At 56.8% G+C, this 16,923-nt stretch carries 14 protein-coding genes and 1 pseudogene; 10 read left to right on the top strand and 5 right to left on the bottom strand.

The window, feature by feature from the left end; translation table 11 throughout:
* Positions 1 to 2,765: 2,765 nt before the first annotated feature.
* Positions 2,766 to 3,392, bottom strand: a complete 627-nt coding sequence (locus ACIPL2_RS09050) for a DUF1120 domain-containing protein (RefSeq protein WP_401355155.1) — start codon at positions 3,390 to 3,392, stop codon at positions 2,766 to 2,768.
* Positions 3,393 to 4,212: 820 nt separating this feature from the next.
* On the opposite strand from ACIPL2_RS09050, the gene ACIPL2_RS09055 reads away from it, so the two are divergent.
* Together ACIPL2_RS09055 and ACIPL2_RS09060 are read left to right on the top strand one after the other, a co-directional pair.
* Positions 4,213 to 4,446, top strand: a complete 234-nt coding sequence (locus tag ACIPL2_RS09055; protein ID WP_401355157.1) for a hypothetical protein — start codon at positions 4,213 to 4,215, stop codon at positions 4,444 to 4,446.
* A gap of 59 nt (positions 4,447 to 4,505) precedes the next feature.
* Complete coding sequence (locus ACIPL2_RS09060) at positions 4,506 to 4,760, top strand: hypothetical protein (protein WP_401355159.1); 255 nt, start codon at positions 4,506 to 4,508, stop codon at positions 4,758 to 4,760.
* A gap of 384 nt (positions 4,761 to 5,144) precedes the next feature.
* Here the strand turns inward: ACIPL2_RS09060 and ACIPL2_RS09065 are convergent, their stop codons facing one another.
* Together ACIPL2_RS09065 and ACIPL2_RS09070 are read right to left on the bottom strand one after the other, a co-directional pair.
* Complete coding sequence (locus ACIPL2_RS09065; RefSeq protein ID WP_401355162.1) at positions 5,145 to 5,495, bottom strand: polymer-forming cytoskeletal protein; 351 nt, start codon at positions 5,493 to 5,495, stop codon at positions 5,145 to 5,147.
* The gene (locus ACIPL2_RS09070) at positions 5,492 to 6,412 is read right to left on the bottom strand and encodes a M23 family metallopeptidase (RefSeq protein ID WP_401355164.1); all 921 of its coding nucleotides are present in this window, start codon (positions 6,410 to 6,412) and stop codon (positions 5,492 to 5,494) included. The genes ACIPL2_RS09065 and ACIPL2_RS09070 overlap by 4 nt, the downstream gene beginning before the upstream one ends.
* Positions 6,413 to 7,273: 861 nt before the next feature.
* Here ACIPL2_RS09070 and ACIPL2_RS09075 point away from each other — a divergent pair.
* From ACIPL2_RS09075 to ACIPL2_RS09100, 6 genes are all read left to right on the top strand, one after another.
* The gene (locus ACIPL2_RS09075) at positions 7,274 to 8,932 is read left to right on the top strand and encodes an arylsulfatase (protein ID WP_401355167.1); all 1,659 of its coding nucleotides are present in this window, start codon (positions 7,274 to 7,276) and stop codon (positions 8,930 to 8,932) included.
* A gap of 100 nt (positions 8,933 to 9,032) precedes the next feature.
* On the top strand, positions 9,033 to 9,707 hold the full coding sequence (locus tag ACIPL2_RS09080) for a DUF3313 domain-containing protein (RefSeq protein WP_401355169.1): 675 nt from the start codon (positions 9,033 to 9,035) through the stop codon (positions 9,705 to 9,707).
* Between the two features lie 123 nt (positions 9,708 to 9,830).
* Positions 9,831 to 10,832 (top strand): HAD family hydrolase, encoded by a 1,002-nt coding sequence (locus ACIPL2_RS09085; protein ID WP_401355172.1) that lies wholly within the window; start codon positions 9,831 to 9,833, stop codon positions 10,830 to 10,832.
* A gap of 144 nt (positions 10,833 to 10,976) precedes the next feature.
* The gene (locus tag ACIPL2_RS09090; protein WP_401355218.1) at positions 10,977 to 11,762 is read left to right on the top strand and encodes a transporter; all 786 of its coding nucleotides are present in this window, start codon (positions 10,977 to 10,979) and stop codon (positions 11,760 to 11,762) included.
* 45 nt (positions 11,763 to 11,807) lie between these two features.
* Positions 11,808 to 13,082: an OmpP1/FadL family transporter gene (locus tag ACIPL2_RS09095; protein ID WP_401355175.1), complete on the top strand. Its 1,275-nt coding sequence runs from the start codon at positions 11,808 to 11,810 to the stop codon at positions 13,080 to 13,082.
* Positions 13,083 to 13,310: 228 nt separating this feature from the next.
* Complete coding sequence (locus ACIPL2_RS09100) at positions 13,311 to 13,766, top strand: glycine zipper 2TM domain-containing protein (protein ID WP_401355220.1); 456 nt, start codon at positions 13,311 to 13,313, stop codon at positions 13,764 to 13,766.
* Positions 13,767 to 14,390: 624 nt separating this feature from the next.
* Here ACIPL2_RS09100 and ACIPL2_RS09105 read toward each other — a convergent pair.
* Both ACIPL2_RS09105 and ACIPL2_RS09110 read right to left on the bottom strand, forming a co-directional pair.
* Positions 14,391 to 14,675 carry a hypothetical protein gene (locus ACIPL2_RS09105; protein ID WP_401355178.1) on the bottom strand — a complete coding sequence of 95 codons (285 nt, stop codon included), beginning with the start codon at positions 14,673 to 14,675 and terminating at the stop codon, positions 14,391 to 14,393.
* Positions 14,675 to 15,076: a hypothetical protein gene (locus tag ACIPL2_RS09110; protein WP_401355181.1), complete on the bottom strand. Its 402-nt coding sequence runs from the start codon at positions 15,074 to 15,076 to the stop codon at positions 14,675 to 14,677. The genes ACIPL2_RS09105 and ACIPL2_RS09110 overlap by 1 nt, the downstream gene beginning before the upstream one ends.
* Before the next feature lie 604 nt (positions 15,077 to 15,680).
* Here ACIPL2_RS09110 and ACIPL2_RS09115 point away from each other — a divergent pair.
* Positions 15,681 to 16,444: pseudogene (locus tag ACIPL2_RS09115) on the top strand (hypothetical protein).
* Positions 16,445 to 16,472: 28 nt separating this feature from the next.
* Positions 16,473 to 16,910, top strand: a complete 438-nt coding sequence (locus ACIPL2_RS09120) for a hypothetical protein (protein ID WP_401355184.1) — start codon at positions 16,473 to 16,475, stop codon at positions 16,908 to 16,910.
* Positions 16,911 to 16,923: the final 13 nt, after the last annotated feature.

Genomic DNA, 16,923 nt, shown 5'->3' on the forward strand with positions numbered 1-16,923 from the left:
CATTTTTTTCATATGTTTTAACCCTCGGGTGCCGACACACCGTTCAAGCGGGGCCCGAGGGGTTGGCCAATCTATTGCTCGAAGTTAGGATCTAACTCCTGATCTGGTGTCCCGTTCTTTGTGCCAGCCAAACAACCGCAGATCAGCTCCATACACTGCGGCCGGGACACAGGGGAAACGTGAAGCACCTGGCAAGCCCGACCGCGGGTTCAATGACTTAGGCGACCTCTTGTTCGCCCATCTTCTCACGATCTCTTTTCCGTTGGCGGCGTCATGCGTCGCGAGCGGAGCAGCGAACCCGTTGCCTTCTCATCTGCAGGAGCGCTTGGGAGCAGTTTTTTGATGCCGCTGACATCGGCCGACACCTAGCCCAACCGAAGGCCAACGAGCGCCTGGATGAGGAGGCGTCGCTGGCGTCTGTGCAGATGTTCTGTGTTCCGGTCGTGGCGCTCGAAGTGTCGGTGGGCGTATCACGGGTAGATTGGTAGGAGGATGCCGCTCACGCGTCCTAGTTAGTCAGCCAGTGTTCGAGTTATGAACCGGACCTGTTCGAACCAAACGAACCAAACCCAGAGCATTTGCACCCGCGCGATTGAGCTCCTGGCAATGTCGGCAGTAGAGGGCTGTTGCACTGAGCGTTTTGCACCCGGGTCCACCGTTGCGTTGATTTGTAGGTCTCTACTCCGGCGTGGTGCCGACGAGAGCACACGCGGGTCAAGGACGGTGGGGTCATGTAGGCAAGCGACAGGCGGCGGGCCCGGTGAGGTATCGCCCCAGCGTTGCCTGACCACGATTCGCTAACAGGAGGTCAAAGGTATATCAAAGTGAGCGTGGCCAAGCCCAATCTCTCTCCTTCCTTCGAACACGGGCGCTTGTGCCCTGGGATTTTTTGTTCAGAAACATCCCTCAGCTGTTGAGGGAATTACCGACATACACCCCCCTTATCAAGAACTTAATCGCCACTGGGTGGACAGCAGCACGGTGTTCATCTCCTACACTGTGTTGATCATATGTACTGTCTACATCAGGCCAATACTTAGCCCGCCCCGGTCAAACGGAGCGGGCTTTTTTCTGAACGATTTGCTACCAAGCTACCAATCGTCCACCGGCGGCGATGAAGTAAGCACATTACCTCACACCATTGCCCTGGTGGTATGGAGGGTGCCCTTCTTGGCGTTTTGTCGGCTTCCTCTTTTTCGAATGATGCCTGCTCCCATCCGCAGATGAAAAAATGGCATTTAATATTTGCTGCAGTTGGTTGCGGACCTATGTGCAGCCATTATCAACACTGCGCATTTTTCCGGTAATACCGATCCAGCTCTGTTATCGACAAAAACCTAATCGCTGCGAGGGTCTCGCTAGCACAGCTGACATTTCCAGTGGCCGTTTGAAGATTCAAGAGCCGTCATATTATTGGTTAATATCCCAACCATTGATAGCGCCTAGGCTGACAACGCCACCGTTCCCAAGCGAAACAGCGCAAGCCGGCGGCGGTATGGTCCCGTTACACCGATGTTCACCGTGGTCGATGCTGAAGCGAATCGGCCCCCCGAGATTGCTAGAACAAAGGCATTAAATAGTGTGCATACATCATTGCTACCTTTTGATAGGTTTTGTCAGCTAGAATTTACGATCAAAGTTGGCGTAAATCCACCTACGAAATTTGCCGTAAGAAACACCTTGTTTCGGATTCTCCTGCGGCCTTCTAGCGCCAAAGCCGTCCGCCGGTATAGTGCGCGAGTCGCTCCCACTGCTCACCCCTGTTCCAGAGGCAGGCCTAAGTCCTTCGGATTCGGCAGCACCTCGATGACGTAGCCGGCTATCAAAAGTTTTCAGGTTTCCCCTACAGAAAATTTCGTTAACCTATCGTTTAATCGCATCTAGAGACGGGCTGGAAGAGTTACTTGTGGGTGGCAGCTCACGCGTGGAAGGCTTTTAGCGTGGAACTTCCAGCCTGTCTCGCTCCTTACCAAGTGTTACATTGCCTCACACCATTGCCCTAGTGGTGTGAGGATTTTTTCCCCTCCTTGGCGTTCTGCCATATCAAACTTCACTCGACCCGCGCTGCTCGCCTTCCACTCCGCTTTTGGCGTTGGTATACCCTGCAAACGTTTTGCCCGATATGCGAGGAGAGTTCGTTCGTGGCTGGGATAATGGTCGCGGAGTCGAATCCTTTACGAGGCTTGTTGAGCTCGCAAGCGGGAATGCATGGAAACCAACTTCATGGCTTGCCGCCGTTTCCCGCCATATCGTAACCGGGCGAGACGTATTCTGGTAGGACATAGCCACCCACCACTTTCAATGGTTGGCTCGTCATACGAACACCGTGAAAACGCTGGCCAGGTTCGGCAGGCGATCGGATGTCGACAAAGCGTGGGGACGTGTCTCGGATACGGGAGAGTGATGGGGATGCAGTCTCCCGAGTCCCACAAGTCAGCTAGTGTACGAGGCGCGAGCCAGCCAGATCGAACAAGGGCGAGAGCATTTTCGCCCGCCGGGGGGCGGTGAAATCCGCGTTCACGGGAATTTCGTCCGCATTGACGTCAAGTGGGGGCGATTTGAGCTCCTGGCAACGCCGGCAGTAGAATTATCTCGAACTGAGCGTTTTTGCACCCGGTCAACTGTTGCGTTGACTTGAACTACCCCGGCTTGATGCCGACGAGCCACACGTGCTGGCCAATGACGGTGGATCACGCAAGCGAGCGTCAGACGGCGGGCGCAGTGAGCTAACGCCCGGCGTTGCCTGGCGACTCAATAACATGAAGTCAAAGATATACCAACGTGAGCGTGGCCAAGCCATCAATCTGTATCTGAGCACTGGTATCCAGCGTTGAGTATGGAGCAATAGCCGGGGCAAGTCTCATCGTGCCACTCATCGTGCTGAAAGGCCCGGGAGCGGACGCCGATATTTTACTGAATGAGACAATGTAGTTGGGTTGAGTCCCTAGGTAGTTAGGATAGGGGCTGGCCCATGTGGTCCCATTATTAGCGCTGGTGGCAACAAAACCGGCCGCACCGTCGAGGATAATGCTGCTGGGGACCACTTCATACTCATACCAACCTATTTTATTGCCCGCATTGTCAAGGCCCAACCCGAAACGCACATCCTTAACAAAAGAGGCAGTTCCAGTCCGGTTGTCAGTCGCGGAGATACCCGCCAAGGTCGGACCCGCACATACAATCGTGAGCGGCGTGTTCTGGTCAGGCAATCGAGTTTCGACTGTCCGGCTCAACGTGCCTAAGGAGATAGCGCCTAAACTGAAGTCAGTTACCCCCGTGGCAATACTGCACGAAGGCGGCTCAATGGTGCCGGTCACGGTCATATCTATCGACATGGCGGCCATGGCGGTCTGGGTAGTCAAAAGGATCAGCAGCACTGACAGTTTTTTCATGGCGGTCGACCTCGAAGTTAGAACAAATTCGGTACGTATTAATCATCTCCGATGTCAGTCACATGGGCCTCATGGGGGACCGAAGTCACGTTACCAGCCATTACCCGACCCAAGGCTTTATTGTCTTTCACTGTCCGGCTGCTGGACACCACTCACGCACCTGGTGCACGTCGCTGTGCGAGGCATGGTCAGGGACCAATTATCTGACATAGGCTGATTAAATTCCCGACACGCCAGGTTGGCTGTAGGCGAATCCTTAAATTAATCGGCCAAGGACTTGCGAGCGATCGATCGATCGACGGTGTGTGCAACAACTTATTTTTATCGACTCTCTTCTCGCGCCCAGGGCGAGTTTTTTGTTCCTGCGGACGCTACGCATCAGCCGGGCGATCCAGCGCTGTGCCTGATGATGGGTGATCTCTACAGGGGGCAGCCGCCAAGGTCGGCGAGCCTTGCCCGGGTGATTGCCACCGCAAACCAACGTCGGTCTGCCTCGGGCCAGCACATCAGCAAGTGACGGCGCTCGGGCAGAATTTCCCTACGGCACAATCCGGGAATGCTGACAGAGCGGCGGCGGCTGCCCTCACTACCATCCGACGTATCTCGCAAATGAATCTAGCCTCAAAACGTATCGGCGCGGTGGAACGGAAGATTGAACAGGCAGTGTTGCGCTCGTGGGTAATGCCGTGATGTGTCCTAGGCTCTGATTTGATCCCTTGGATCGTGTGAGCATGATGTCCTTTAAATGTGCAGACTGTGAACCGAGAGAGGCCGCGTCATTCGATCCCAGTCCTGCTGTCATGAAAAAAAGAGCCTGCCCATGACCACGGTGCCCCTGATCATTCCCCGACAGATCGACAGCCTGGCTGACGCTTTGGACGCTTGGCTGCCCTGCCCTTACCCGCGCCTGGCGCTAGTGCAATGGTTGGAGGCGTATATGGCCTCATGGGCCCTCAACGACCAGGCCGTCACGGTCAGTGAGGGGAGCGCACAATCGATGCTCCATGAACACTACCGCGAGTGGGTTGAGGTGTTCGATGAGTCTCAACGCTGACGTGTTTTATCTTTTGGGTGACTCATGCTGGATTACCTTTCCCCCTGCCGGAGGACGTCATGAATAAATTGACCCTAATCGCCGACCTGCTGATTTTGCAGAGTCGAAACCAGTGGGCCTTAGCCGCCGCCATCGCCGAATTGAACCAGTGGGTGGCGCAACGCGGGTCTGTGGAAGTGGCCAACAGTGTGCAGGAGGCTTTGGCCATGTTGGATGAATCGCTGCTGCCGCTGAGTCGGGGCGTGGCCCTGTTGATTGAAGAGGCTGAACGTGACGCCGGCCTGATGGAGGCTGACAGCGGCCTGCCCAGCTGACGATGCCGACGCTCTTGGCGCCGTTGATCGGGCTGGTTCAAGAACCCGCACCGCTTATGGACTAAGCGGTCGAACACCAGAACGGCGCCAGCACGCCACGGATGCCCCGCTGCGACGGCCGCCGGTATCCGCGCAAGCCGCCCCCTGCAACCATCTGATAGTCCCTGTGCTACTGGCGATTCCTTAGCCAGGGACCGTTCTCGATCCACTTTGGCCGCCGCCGTCCATCACCTTCAGCTTGAGGCGCGCACTGAGCGCCACCTGTCCCTGTGGGCGAGCCCTGGGCTTCCTCTTTTTTCTGCTGAGGGACGCTCAGGCACGCCAAAGCCCTGAGCAAGACCCCGGCGTCTGCATCAGCGGGCTGCTGACCCACGGTAGCGGCGCTTAAGAGTTGTCGCTTTCCAGCAGCACCGCTTGGCTCACCTCAGGCAAGGGGGCCGTGCTCTTCTCCTGGGTTTTCGCGGTCGCTGAAGAGGCGCCGGAGAAAAAGCCGCCACGCTCGATAATCAGTTGCTCGGCTTGAATGGTCCCCTGTATCCGGCCGCCGGCCAAAATTTCCACGACCTCGGCGTAGACATCGCCTTCCAACATGCCCGACACCACCAGCTCGCGGCCTCTCACGGTGCCGCGAACAGCTCCGGAAACGCCAATGGAAATGCTGTTTTGGCAGGCCACTTTGCCCTCCACAAAACCGGCGACCAATATATTGCCTGTCACACACAGCTCGCCCTTCACTGAACAACCTTCGGCGAGAATGGTAAGCTGGCTATTTGAGACCATTGACTTTGTTTTTTTAAAGACGCCCAAGGGACCCCCTTTTCTTCAGTAAAAATGGCTATAAAGTTGGCATTTGACCAGCGGACAAAATTGAGCGGATCAAGGTTTTTCCCCCAATACAGAACTTCATAATGCAAGTGGGGGCCGGTGCTGCGCCCCGAATTTCCGCTCTGCCCGAGCAAGGCGCCTTTGGCGACGTGATCACCTGACTTCACCGACAGGTGACTCAGATGAGCATAGCGGCTGGAAAACCCCAGACCGTGTTGAACGACAATCTGTTGACCGTAGCCACGGCTATTTTTCTTGGCTTCACCGACAACGCCGCTGGCTGTCGCATAAACGGGTGTACCGGTTTTTGTCCCGAAATCGATACCACGATGAGTACGTAGGCGATGCAAAATAGGGTGCATGCGTTTACCAAAGTAGGAGCTGATCCGGGTCGCCTTTTTAAGGGGCGAGCCATTGGGTATCAAATTGAGCATGAGCGTTCGCTCTCCCGCCTGGCGAGGTGTTGGGGGCACGGGAGGGGCGAGGACGCTTACAGGCCGAGGCGCGGGAACGTTGTTTTCTACGGCCTCGATTCGCGGCAATCGCATCGGCTCAATCGGATTCGCAGCGATGGCCAGTTCAACTTGCGGGGGCGTTGTGGCGCCGCTTTTCTCCTGCTGCGCTAACGGAGCGTTATGCAGGGCCGATAGCTGGGCCTTGGCCTCGGTTAACGATGATAAGGTCGATACGAGGGCGGCGCCCATCACCGCGATCACGCCCACCAGTCCGACGCAAACGGCGCCAAACGCGATTTTGGCTTTTAACGAAATGACAATATCTCGTGAGCCACCAAGGGTTGAAAAGGTAACAACCAGTTCATGTTTCATCGTGCCCGACAGCCTCTGTAAAAACGAGAGCTGACCTGGTCAGTAAGAATTGAACTCTCACACAGATCGCCACGTGTATGTAAGTTGGCGCCCGGCTCGTAACCTGGTATCACGCGAGATCGGGTCCACCGCGGAAAAGCCTTCCGGGCTGAGCCTGGGAAGGGGCGGTTGCGGGCCTGGCAAAGGCCAACATGTTTGCGCATCCGGTTGGTACAGCCGTCAAAGGTGCTAATGCGCGACACCTTCGCGCTTGTCAGGTCGCGTCCGGGGGATGGATCGTCGGCGACGCACGTCATTGAAGACGCAAGGTTGATAGGGCTGATTATCGCCGTCCTGGCGCGAAAAACGGGTCGTCGAATCCTTCAGAGTGCGTAGGGAAATACCGCCTTTGGCGTGTCGAGAGTTCGGAGCAGGCACCACCGCCGTGACCAAGGCCTAGCAGCCGTCGCCCCCAGGGTCTCTGCGACTCCACATCCTGGAACCGCCCCGTCACAGCACAGCACAGACTCCGCCGGTTGCGGCGATCCGCCAGCACCGTGCGGGCATTTTCAGCGCCTCCTCTCACGGCCGAAAGTGTGCCGCCATCCGTTGAGCCGGTGTTGATCGCAACGGTATGTCCTCGCGAGCGCCCGGTTTTTATTTCTGCAGGTCTCTTGGCGTCACCGACTACGGCGCGCGTTGCGCATGGCGATGGACTGTCTTCCCGTCAACGCCGCGCGTGCAACATTCAGGATTTACCTACAGCGCTCGCTCCCTGCGCATGCCTAGGCTAATAACGCGGTGGTCAATGCACCAAGGGTCAATGTTGATGTGCACTCATCACTCGGTTGCCAACACCATGAAACAATGAGGAACCCTGGTATGGAATCGTTATCGGATCGCTTTAAGCTTTCTATCGTGTTTGCTGCACTTTTATCATTGACTGGATTGGCTCAGGCATCGCAGACGGAAAAGACGAACATCCTGTTCATCGTCTCCGATGACACCGGCTATGGCGATCTCGGCCCTTACGGCGGAGGCGTCGGTCGAGGTATGCCCACCCCCAGCATCGATCAGCTGGCCGCAGACGGGGTCACGTTTTACTCCTTTTATGCCCAGCCCAGCTGCACGCCAGGCCGCGCGGCCATGCAAACCGGGCGCATTCCCAATCGTAGCGGCATGACCACCGTGGCTTTCCAGGGGCAAGGCGGCGGCTTGCCGGCCGCCGAGTGGACGCTCGGTTCCGTGCTGAAAACCGGCGGCTATGACACCTACTTCACCGGCAAATGGCATTTGGGCGAAGCCGACTATGCGCTGCCCAATGCCCAAGGGTACGACGTGATGAAATACGTCGGCCTGTACCACCTCAATGCCTACACCTATGCCGACCCGGAATGGTTCCCGGACATGGATCCGGAAACTCGCACGATGTTTCAAAAGGTCACCAAGGGTGCACTTTCGGGCAAGGCGGGTGAAAAACCGATCGAAGAGTTCAAGATTAATGGCCAGTACGTGGACAAGCCGGTGATCGATGGCAAACCTGGTGTGGTGGGCATTCCCTTCTTTGACAACTATGTTGAAAAAGCCGCCTTGGAATTTCTCGACACGGCAGCCAAATCGGACAAACCGTTTTTCATCAACGTCAACTTCATGAAGGTGCACCAGCCCAACTTGCCGGCACCGGAGTTCGTGCACAAATCGATCTCCAAATCCAAATATGCCGATTCGGTGGTCGAACTGGACACGCGCATTGGCCGCATCATGCAAAAGCTAAAGGCGCTGGGTTTGGATAAAAACACCTTGGTGGTCTACACCACGGATAATGGGGCTTGGCAGGACGTTTATCCGGACGCGGGTTACACACCGTTCCGCGGCACCAAGGGCACCGTGCGTGAAGGTGGCAATCGCGTACCGGCGATCGCCGTCTGGCCGAGCAAAATCAAACCCAATACGAAAAACCATGAAATCCTCGGCGGCCTGGATCTGATGGCAACGTTCGCTTCCGTGGCGGGCGTGAAACTGCCTGAAAAAGATCGTGAAGGTCAGCCGACTATTTTCGACAGCTACGACATGACCCCGGTGCTCACCGGCCGAGGCCCTTCGCCTCGTAAAGAGTGGTTCTATTTTACCGAAAACGAACTGTCGCCGGGGGCGGCCCGCGTCGGCAACTTCAAGGCGGTGTTCAACCTGCGGGGGGACGATGGTGCGCACACCGGGGGGTTGGCGGTGGACAGCAACCTGGGGTGGAAAGGTGCGGAAAAATACGTGGCCACGGTGCCGCAAGTTTTTGATTTGCTGCAAGATCCTCAAGAACGATATGACATCTTTATGACCAACTTTACCGAGCACACCTGGACCATGGTGCCGATCACCAACGCCATCATGAAACTGATGAAAACCTACGTGGACTATCCACCACGCAAACTGCAAAGCATGGGGTATGACGGCCCCATCACGCTGTCGCAGTACCAGAAGTTTCAATCGGTGCGCGAGCTTCTGAAAAAGGACGGCATTACCTTGCCGATACCATCCGGCAACTGATCAATCCCGAACAACGGCAGCCTCGCTGAGGCTGCCCTTTCGCGACTTGACGTGAGCGAGTCTCCATTAATACGTGAAGTACTCATTGCCGGAGCATCAAATGAAGATTGTCCATCAATGGTTTGTCGGTGCGGCGTTAAGCAGCCTGCTGCTCGCAGGCTGCACTTCCAAGGTGACCGAAAGAGATCAGTTTTCAGGTTTCCTAACTAACTATGACGATTTACAGCAGGTGAAATCGGCCAGCGGCCACCCCGCGCTGCGCTGGGTCTCGCCTGATTTTAAGCCTTCAGGTTATGACACCGTGGTGTTCGACCGTCTGCAGATCTTTTTGGCGATCAAGCCGACTGAGCGGGTCAACCTGCAGACGCTGCAACAGATTCAGTCGTTCAGCAGCGACAGCGTGAAAGAGGTGCTCAAGCAGACCTATCGCGTCGTGCCCACCGCTCAATCGGTGCCAAGCGGTGCAAAGGCGATGGTCATGCGCACGGCCATGACCGGCGTGGCGGCGACCAATGAAGGCATGCGCTGGTATGAAGTGGTACCGATCGCCGCCGTGGTCGGTGCCACAGAAGCCGTCACCGGTTACCGCGATCAAAACACTGAACTGTATGTTGAAGTGGAATTTATAGATCTCGCCACGGGCAAGCCATTGGCCAAGGTGGTGCGTAAGGTTTTTGGTACTCCCCTGAAAAATAATACCCAGCAGGTCAGTGTCGATGACTTCAAGGCCGCCATCAGCGAGACGGTGCGCGACCTGAAAACCTTTCTGAAGTAACACCGGATGCTTAGCGCGTTGGCCAGCCTCCACGGTTACGGCTGGCCGGCGTTCAGCGCGGACAACAACGCGGTGGATGATTCATGGTCCACGTGGCTCACGTGTTTTGAGGGATGAAAAATAATGAACCAAAGTGTATTAACTCGTCCGTTCCTGCGTTGGCTCTGGTTGGTCTTGTGCTGGCCGTTGCTGGTGCAGGCGGCCGAGCCTCTGCCCTCCTGGCAAGACGGCCCGTCTCGGCGCGCGATCGTTGAGTTCGTCCGGACGGTCACGGCCAAGGGCTCCAAAGGCTATGTGGCCCCCGCCGCGCGTATCGCCGTGTTCGATAACGATGGAACATTATGGAGCGAACAGCCGCTGTATTTTCAAATGCTGTTTGCCTTGGCCGAAGTCAAGCGGTTGGCACCCCAGCATCCGGAGTGGACAACCCAGCAACCGTTCAAGGCCGTGTTGGAAAACGACATACAGACCTTGGCCGGCAGCGGTAATGAGGGGTGGTTGAAAATCGTTTATGCCACCCATACCGGTATCAGCACTCAGGCGTTTTTGACCAACGTGCGCTCCTGGATGGCCAAAGCGGTACATCCAAAAACCCATAAACCGTACACGGAAATGGTCTACCAACCCATGTTGGAGTTGCTCGCCTATCTGCGAGCAAACGGCTTTAAAACCTACATCGTCTCCGGGGGCGAAGTGGAGTTTATGCGCGCCTGGGCAGAAAAGGTGTATGGCATTCCCCCCGAACAGGTGATCGGCACCACATTCTTCGGTGAATACCAATATAACAAGGGCAAGCCGGTGGTCATGCGCCTGCCCAAACTTGCTCAAAACGACGATGGTCCCGGCAAGCCGGTCAGTATTGATGCGGTAATTGGCCGTCGTCCGATTTTTGCATTTGGTAACTCGGACGGCGATCAGCAGATGTTGCAATGGACCGCCGCAGGCACCGGTAAGCGCTTTATGGGCTTGGTGCATCATACCGATGCCCAGCGTGAATGGGCTTACGACCGCGATTCGAAGGTGGGCAAGCTTGACAAGGCCTTGGACCAAGCGCTGGCCGAGCACTGGACGGTCGTGGATATGGCTAAGGAGTGGCGCCACATTTTCCCCGCGGATACGCAGTGAATGCCATGCGGCGCGCCATTATCCGGAGCCGACGCGGCGTTGAGCAATGGCGCGGGCGCCGCGTGGCTCAGACCTACCCGGCCCCTACTATCCCCCTCGGGAAGAGAGCTGCTAATGGACAGAGGTTATTCATGTGTGCCGCTGATGGTGCTGGCAATCAGTTGGTCCCCGGTCGGGCTGTCAGCTGACAGCCAAGCCGAACTGGCCAAGCAAGCGCTTAATCCCATTGCCGCCCTCTACAGTGTGCCCATTCAATACAACTGGAACCAAAAGCTGGGTCTTGGCGGTGACGGCGAGCAAAGCGTGACGAATCTCCAACCGGTTTTGCCCTTTAGCCTCAACGACGACTGGAATCTGATTTCCCGCACTATTTTACCGATCATCGATCAGCATGGCCTGGTCCCGGGCGGGTCGGGCGACTCATTCGGGATAGGGGATGTCACCCAAAGCTTGTTCTTTTCACCCAAACAGCCGACGGCGAGCGGCTGGATTTGGGGGGCTGGACCGGCCATGTTGCTTGCCACCGGCGGTGATGAGCGGCTGAGCGCTGAACAATGGGCGGCGGGGCCCACCGTGGTCGCTCTCAAACAGAGCAATGGCTGGACCCGCGGGGTGCTCGCCAACCACCTCTGGACGTTGGATGACAGCCCGCCGGATAACAAGCGCAAGATCAATCAGACGTTTGCTCAACCGTTCTTCAGCTACACCACCCAGACCTACACCACTTACGGCATCAATACCGAATCCACATACGATTGGCAGGCCCGTGAATGGTCAATTCCCATCAATCTGTTCGTAAGCCAGTTGTTCAAGGTGGGCCGCCACCCCATGAGCCTGCAGGCGGGGCCTCGGTACTGGGTCGAGAGTCCGCGAGATGGCGCCCAAGGCTGGGGATTTCGAATGGCGTTGACCCTGTTGTTCCCCAAGTAACTCTTATTAATGCACCCCTGTTTTATTGAAAACGGAATTTGTCCTATGCACACCAGAACCCTAATATTGCTTGTCCTCACTTGGCTCGCGCTAGGCTCTTCGCCCGTTTGGGCCGGCGGTATCCTGCTGTACGAAATCGGCACCGATAACGCCGGCCTAGCTAATGCCGGCGCTGCGGCCCGTGCCCAAGGCCCGTCAACCATTGCCACTAACCCGGCCGGCATGAGTTACCTACCCGGCACGCAGATCTCCGGCGGTTTGCAGGTGGTCTACGGTGATCTGACCTTTGATCGCGGCTCGGGCAGCAATGTGCCCGGCAGCGGCAGCGGCAGTGGCAACGCCCTCGACCCGCTGCCTAGCGGCAGTTTTTTCATCAGCCATGAGCTTGACGATCACTGGAGCGTGGGCTTCGGGACGTACGGCGACTTTGGCCTGGCGGTCAATTATGACAACGACTGGTCCGGACGCTATTTTGCGCAGAACTCCAGTTTGCTTGGTCTGTCGCTGGTGCCCAGTGTGGCCTATCGGTTTAACGAACAATGGTCGGTGGGCCTGGGCGTCAAGGCCATGTATGGCATGTTGCAGGCGCAGACCGCCATTGATCGCTCCCCTTTGGGCAACACCGATCGCGCTGATGGCCAATACAAGTACCAAGACGGCACTTGGGGTTATGGCGCCAACGTCGGGGTGATCTATGCGCCGCAACCCGGCACGCGCATTGGCTTGGCTTACACCAGCCAAATCGACCTGGATTTCGAAGACCGGCTCAACGTCAAGGGTGAGGGGCCGGTGCTCGATCAGCTCAACAATACCCAGACTGAACTCGACATGAAGGTGCCACAAACGCTGACCTTGAGCCTGTTCCAGCAACTGAACCGGCAATGGGCGTTGTTGGCCTCGGCCAACTGGCAGGACTGGTCGGAATTTGGCGATATTGCCGTGGCGGTCGATACCAGCGCGTTAGGTTCACGGTCAACGACCGTGGACGCCGGTTTCAAGGACACTTGGCACCTGTCCCTCGGTGCGCAATACCAGGCCACCGAGCAATGGTTATGGAATGTCGGCATGGCCTACGATAGCAGCGCCGTGTCCGACAGCAACCGTAGCGTCATTGTGCCGATGGGCGAATCGTGGCGTCTGGCGACAGGTGCCACTTATGCTCTGAACCAGGATACGGCGGTCAACGTTAGCTGGTCCTTGGTCTGGCTAGGCGATCTTCCGGTGGAACAGCGCCAAACACTATCGGGCAACCAAATCTCCGGTCAATTCGACAAAGCGTGGATTCAAAGCCTGGGCACCCACTTGACGTGGAAATTTTAAAGAGTCGCAGGGCACGATGCTCTATCCCGTGACGCCATGATGACCGGCCCCCCCGTCAGGGCGCATCAGCGCGACACTGGAGGGCCGGTGCCTGGCGCAACGGCTCATCGATCAAGTTCATCCCGTCATATGTGACAAGGTCCACTGTGCCGCCGTAATAGCAAAAGCGATGCAGGGATGCAGGCAAATCCGCATGACCACTGACTCTCAAGCATGAGGTGCACCATGATGAAAACGATCCTGTCTTGGCTAATGATCACTGCATTGACGGTTGTCACGGCTTGTTCCACCGTTGGGTCAACCGATGGCGGTGCGGGGGAAATCCAAATTCGTTCAGGGAAGATCGAGCAAATAACGCTGACCCGAATGCAGACCAATCATGACAGTGGGGTCGGTGCAGTGCTCGGTGGCCTTGGCGGATTGGGGATTGGTAGCCTGATCGGGCGTGGCACCGGACGCGATGTCGCCATGGTCGCCGGCGCAGTTGCTGGCGCTGCGGGCGGCAACTATGTCGAGAAGAAAAAGTACGACCAGCCGCAGGAGGCTCAACAGATCATCGTAAGAGTGACCAATGGCGTGCTGGTTTCGGTTACTCAGCCGATCAATCCGGCGCTGAGTAAGGGCATGAAGGTGTATATCGAAGGCACAGGCAACGATGCCCGGGTTCTACCACAAGGAGGATGAGCGTTTTTTCGTCGTCCGAAGTCGGCCGTTTCAGCTTTAAACCCCATCCGGCGCAGGGTCCCATCGCGGTGGGAAATCAACTTCTGCGCTCTCCTATGCCGGTGTCTGTACGAGCAACAAAGGGCGCCAGATCCTGGATCTCCACGACTGGGCGTCCGGTGTTGTACGCACGGATGAATGCGTTCCGCGGGGGTTCTCGAATTGCTCGCGCGCTGAGCGGCGATACAATCCCGACAACGGCCATCGCGGTCAGCCATGATCACCGGCGACCAGCGGCCTCGCCTTGGGTCCGAGCGTATGTTGAGGGCTCGGAGAAAACTTCGATGGGAATGAATAGTCGACTGAACCACTCCCGCTACGACACCGAGGCGCTGTTGGAAGGGGAGCCCCTGCGCCACAGACGGCAAGGATGTGCAGTAACCTGATGTTACCGATCAGATCGGGATCAGTCAGCACTGCGCGATGGGGGCTTTGAGGATGCTGACCATGAACCACCCGGTCTTCCTGGTTGCGTAGCCTGGTTCAGGTCACATTCAGTGGCGACATCGCCCTCGGTGACCTGGGGTTAAAAACTTCCATATCAGTCCCATCGGCGCTTCACATATCACTGAGTGGCGCACAAGCTTATTGCCAGAGATGATGGCGAATGGTTTTCATCACGCACTCAAGTTCTGGTGCTTGCAGCTCGGCCAGAGCGATTTGCATGGCTAGAAGCTTTCGCTGGTGGCGCCGTTTTGCATGCCGCTGGCTTTCGTTGAGCTCGACCTTATACGCACAGACGTCCATTTCTTCAAAAATGACCCGCCAGACGGCCAGGCCGCTAGGATCTTTCGCGAGGGTCGCAAACCATTGTTGCCAATAGGCGGGTTGCTCGTTGCACGAACGCGCAATTGAGTGATTGATCGTCATTAGTCGTTCCTCAATTCCATCAGGGTTGAGTCGGTTACGATCTGCATGAGCTGGCGCAGTACGTCATTGCGAAAAGGGGCCAGTTCGTCGCCAGCCAAGGACCCCAGCGCGCGCTGCATGGCGGTCAATTTACGGACCTGTCGCTCGAGGGCGTGACGCATCGTTTCATCGTTACGGATGTAACGGGCTTTCACTTCATGTTCAAGGAGGCCATCCAAACTCATCTTTAACAGCACAGGGGGCCCCTGTTGGAGTTGTTGGAAGTATTCCAACCAATATTCTGCTCGCTCCTCATAAGGCCGGCCGCCCCCGCGCCGTAGGCTCATGTTCCGCGATGGCGCTTGCGGCAAGGGGAATGCTCGAATATTTTTTAGCGGAGGACTGGCGGTAAGTGTTTGCATCATATGACTCCAGCAGCAGAGAGACTCTGAAACAGGCCTTGGAGGTCCCATTGCCATTCCAAAGTAAAACCGTCCGGCCCGCTGCAAATCGGTGGGTGGCTCAAGATTCCTATGGACAGTCTAAGAGTCAGGACAGCGGCGAGCTGTAAGGAATTACTGAAGATGCGAGCCGGTTTGCCGTCGGCGGGATGGTCAGAGGCCAGGATTGTTGGAGGCGAACCGGGGTAAGGGAAAACACACCCTCCGAGCAAAGCCGATAGGCGATTGTGTCCGCGTATTTTGATCTGCCCCAGAGATGTCGGACACCAACATTGGGGGGCAGGCGCCTTAGCGCCGCTGCTTGACACGCTGACGGCGTGTGAGAGCGCCCATTGCGCGACGCAGTTTCTTCGAACTGCGCACGACCAACATGAGCGTGCTCACCGAACAGACCCTGGCATTGCGACGGGCTGCCGAATAAAACTGATGGAAATGCGCCGGCTGCGCAAACGTAAAGACCGGTGGCCTGCTCCGCCAATTTGCCTCCCCTCAGGCTCAGCTAAGTTTCGTTGCATATCTTCTCGCTCGCGCACATCTCGCGCTGCTCAGGAGAGGCAACCTGCCTATGAAATCCGTAATAGCCGGCTGGCTCAACAAAGTACCCGAAGTGACGCTGTCATTATGGGTGATCAAGGTCTTGTCAACGACCGTGGGTGAAACTGGCGCTGACTTTCTTGCTGTCGAGGCCGGCTTGGGCGCGGGCCTGACCAGTATCGGCATGGCGGTTTTACTGGCTATCGCGATGTACTACCAATTGCGCACCAAAGCCTATACGCCATGGATTTACTGGTTGACCGTCGTATTGGTGAGCATCGTCGGGACACAAATCACCGACATTTTGACCGACGTACTGGACGTCAGTCTGTACACCAGCACAGCTGTATTTTCCGCCTTGCTGGCGATTAACTTCCTGGTCTGGTACCGGACCGAACACAACATATCGATCCGGGAGATTGTCACGCCGCAACGAGAGTTGTTTTATTGGGCCACGGTGCTCTGCACCTTTGCCCTCGGTACCGCAGCCGGTGACCTGGCTACCGAAGCCTTAGGCCTGGGTTTCACCCTCGGTACCGTCATCTTCGGTGCACTGATCGCTGCCACCCTGGTGGCCCGGCGCATGGGCTGCTATAGCGTGCTGACGTTCTGGATCGCCTACATCCTGACCCGCCCGTTCGGCGCCTCCCTCGGCGACTTGCTGACCCAGGCCAAAACCTACGGGGGTCTCGGAATGGGCGCCACCTGGACCAGCGCCATCTTCCTCTGCGTGATTGTGCTTCTGGTGACAGTTGCACAAATAGCGTCGGCAATCGCAAAACCGTCAGTCAGTAAACGCCCAAAAGTCATTTAAGGAATCGTCATGCGCCAGATTCAAAACATCTTTCGCCACGCCGCCATCGTCTCATCCATTTTTTTGCTTGGTGTCGCCGCCGGTTGCTCGAAACCTGCCGATAAGCCCACTGCGGGTACGGCCTCAAGCTCGGAGAGCACTCAAACCCAGTCGGGTTCAAGATTGGGAGATCTGTCCGAGTTCCGCAACATAGCCGCCGATGTTGCCGTGCTCGTCGACAAAAATGATCTGCCCGGCGCGAAAGCCCGTATCAAGGATCTGGAAACCGCTTGGGACTCGGCCGAAGCTGGGATCAAACCTCGCGACGCCAAAGACTGGCATGTCGTGGACAAGGCGATCGACCGAGCACTCGATGCCTTGCGCGCCAGTAACCCGCAACAGAACGACTGCAAGGCGATGATGGATGAGCTATTGAAGGCCTTCGATTCGATGAGGGGCAAATCCTGATCCCGAAGGTGAT

It is taken from the genome of Pseudomonas sp. NPDC086251, assembly GCF_044746405.1.
Lineage (GTDB): Bacteria > Pseudomonadota > Gammaproteobacteria > Pseudomonadales > Pseudomonadaceae > Aquipseudomonas.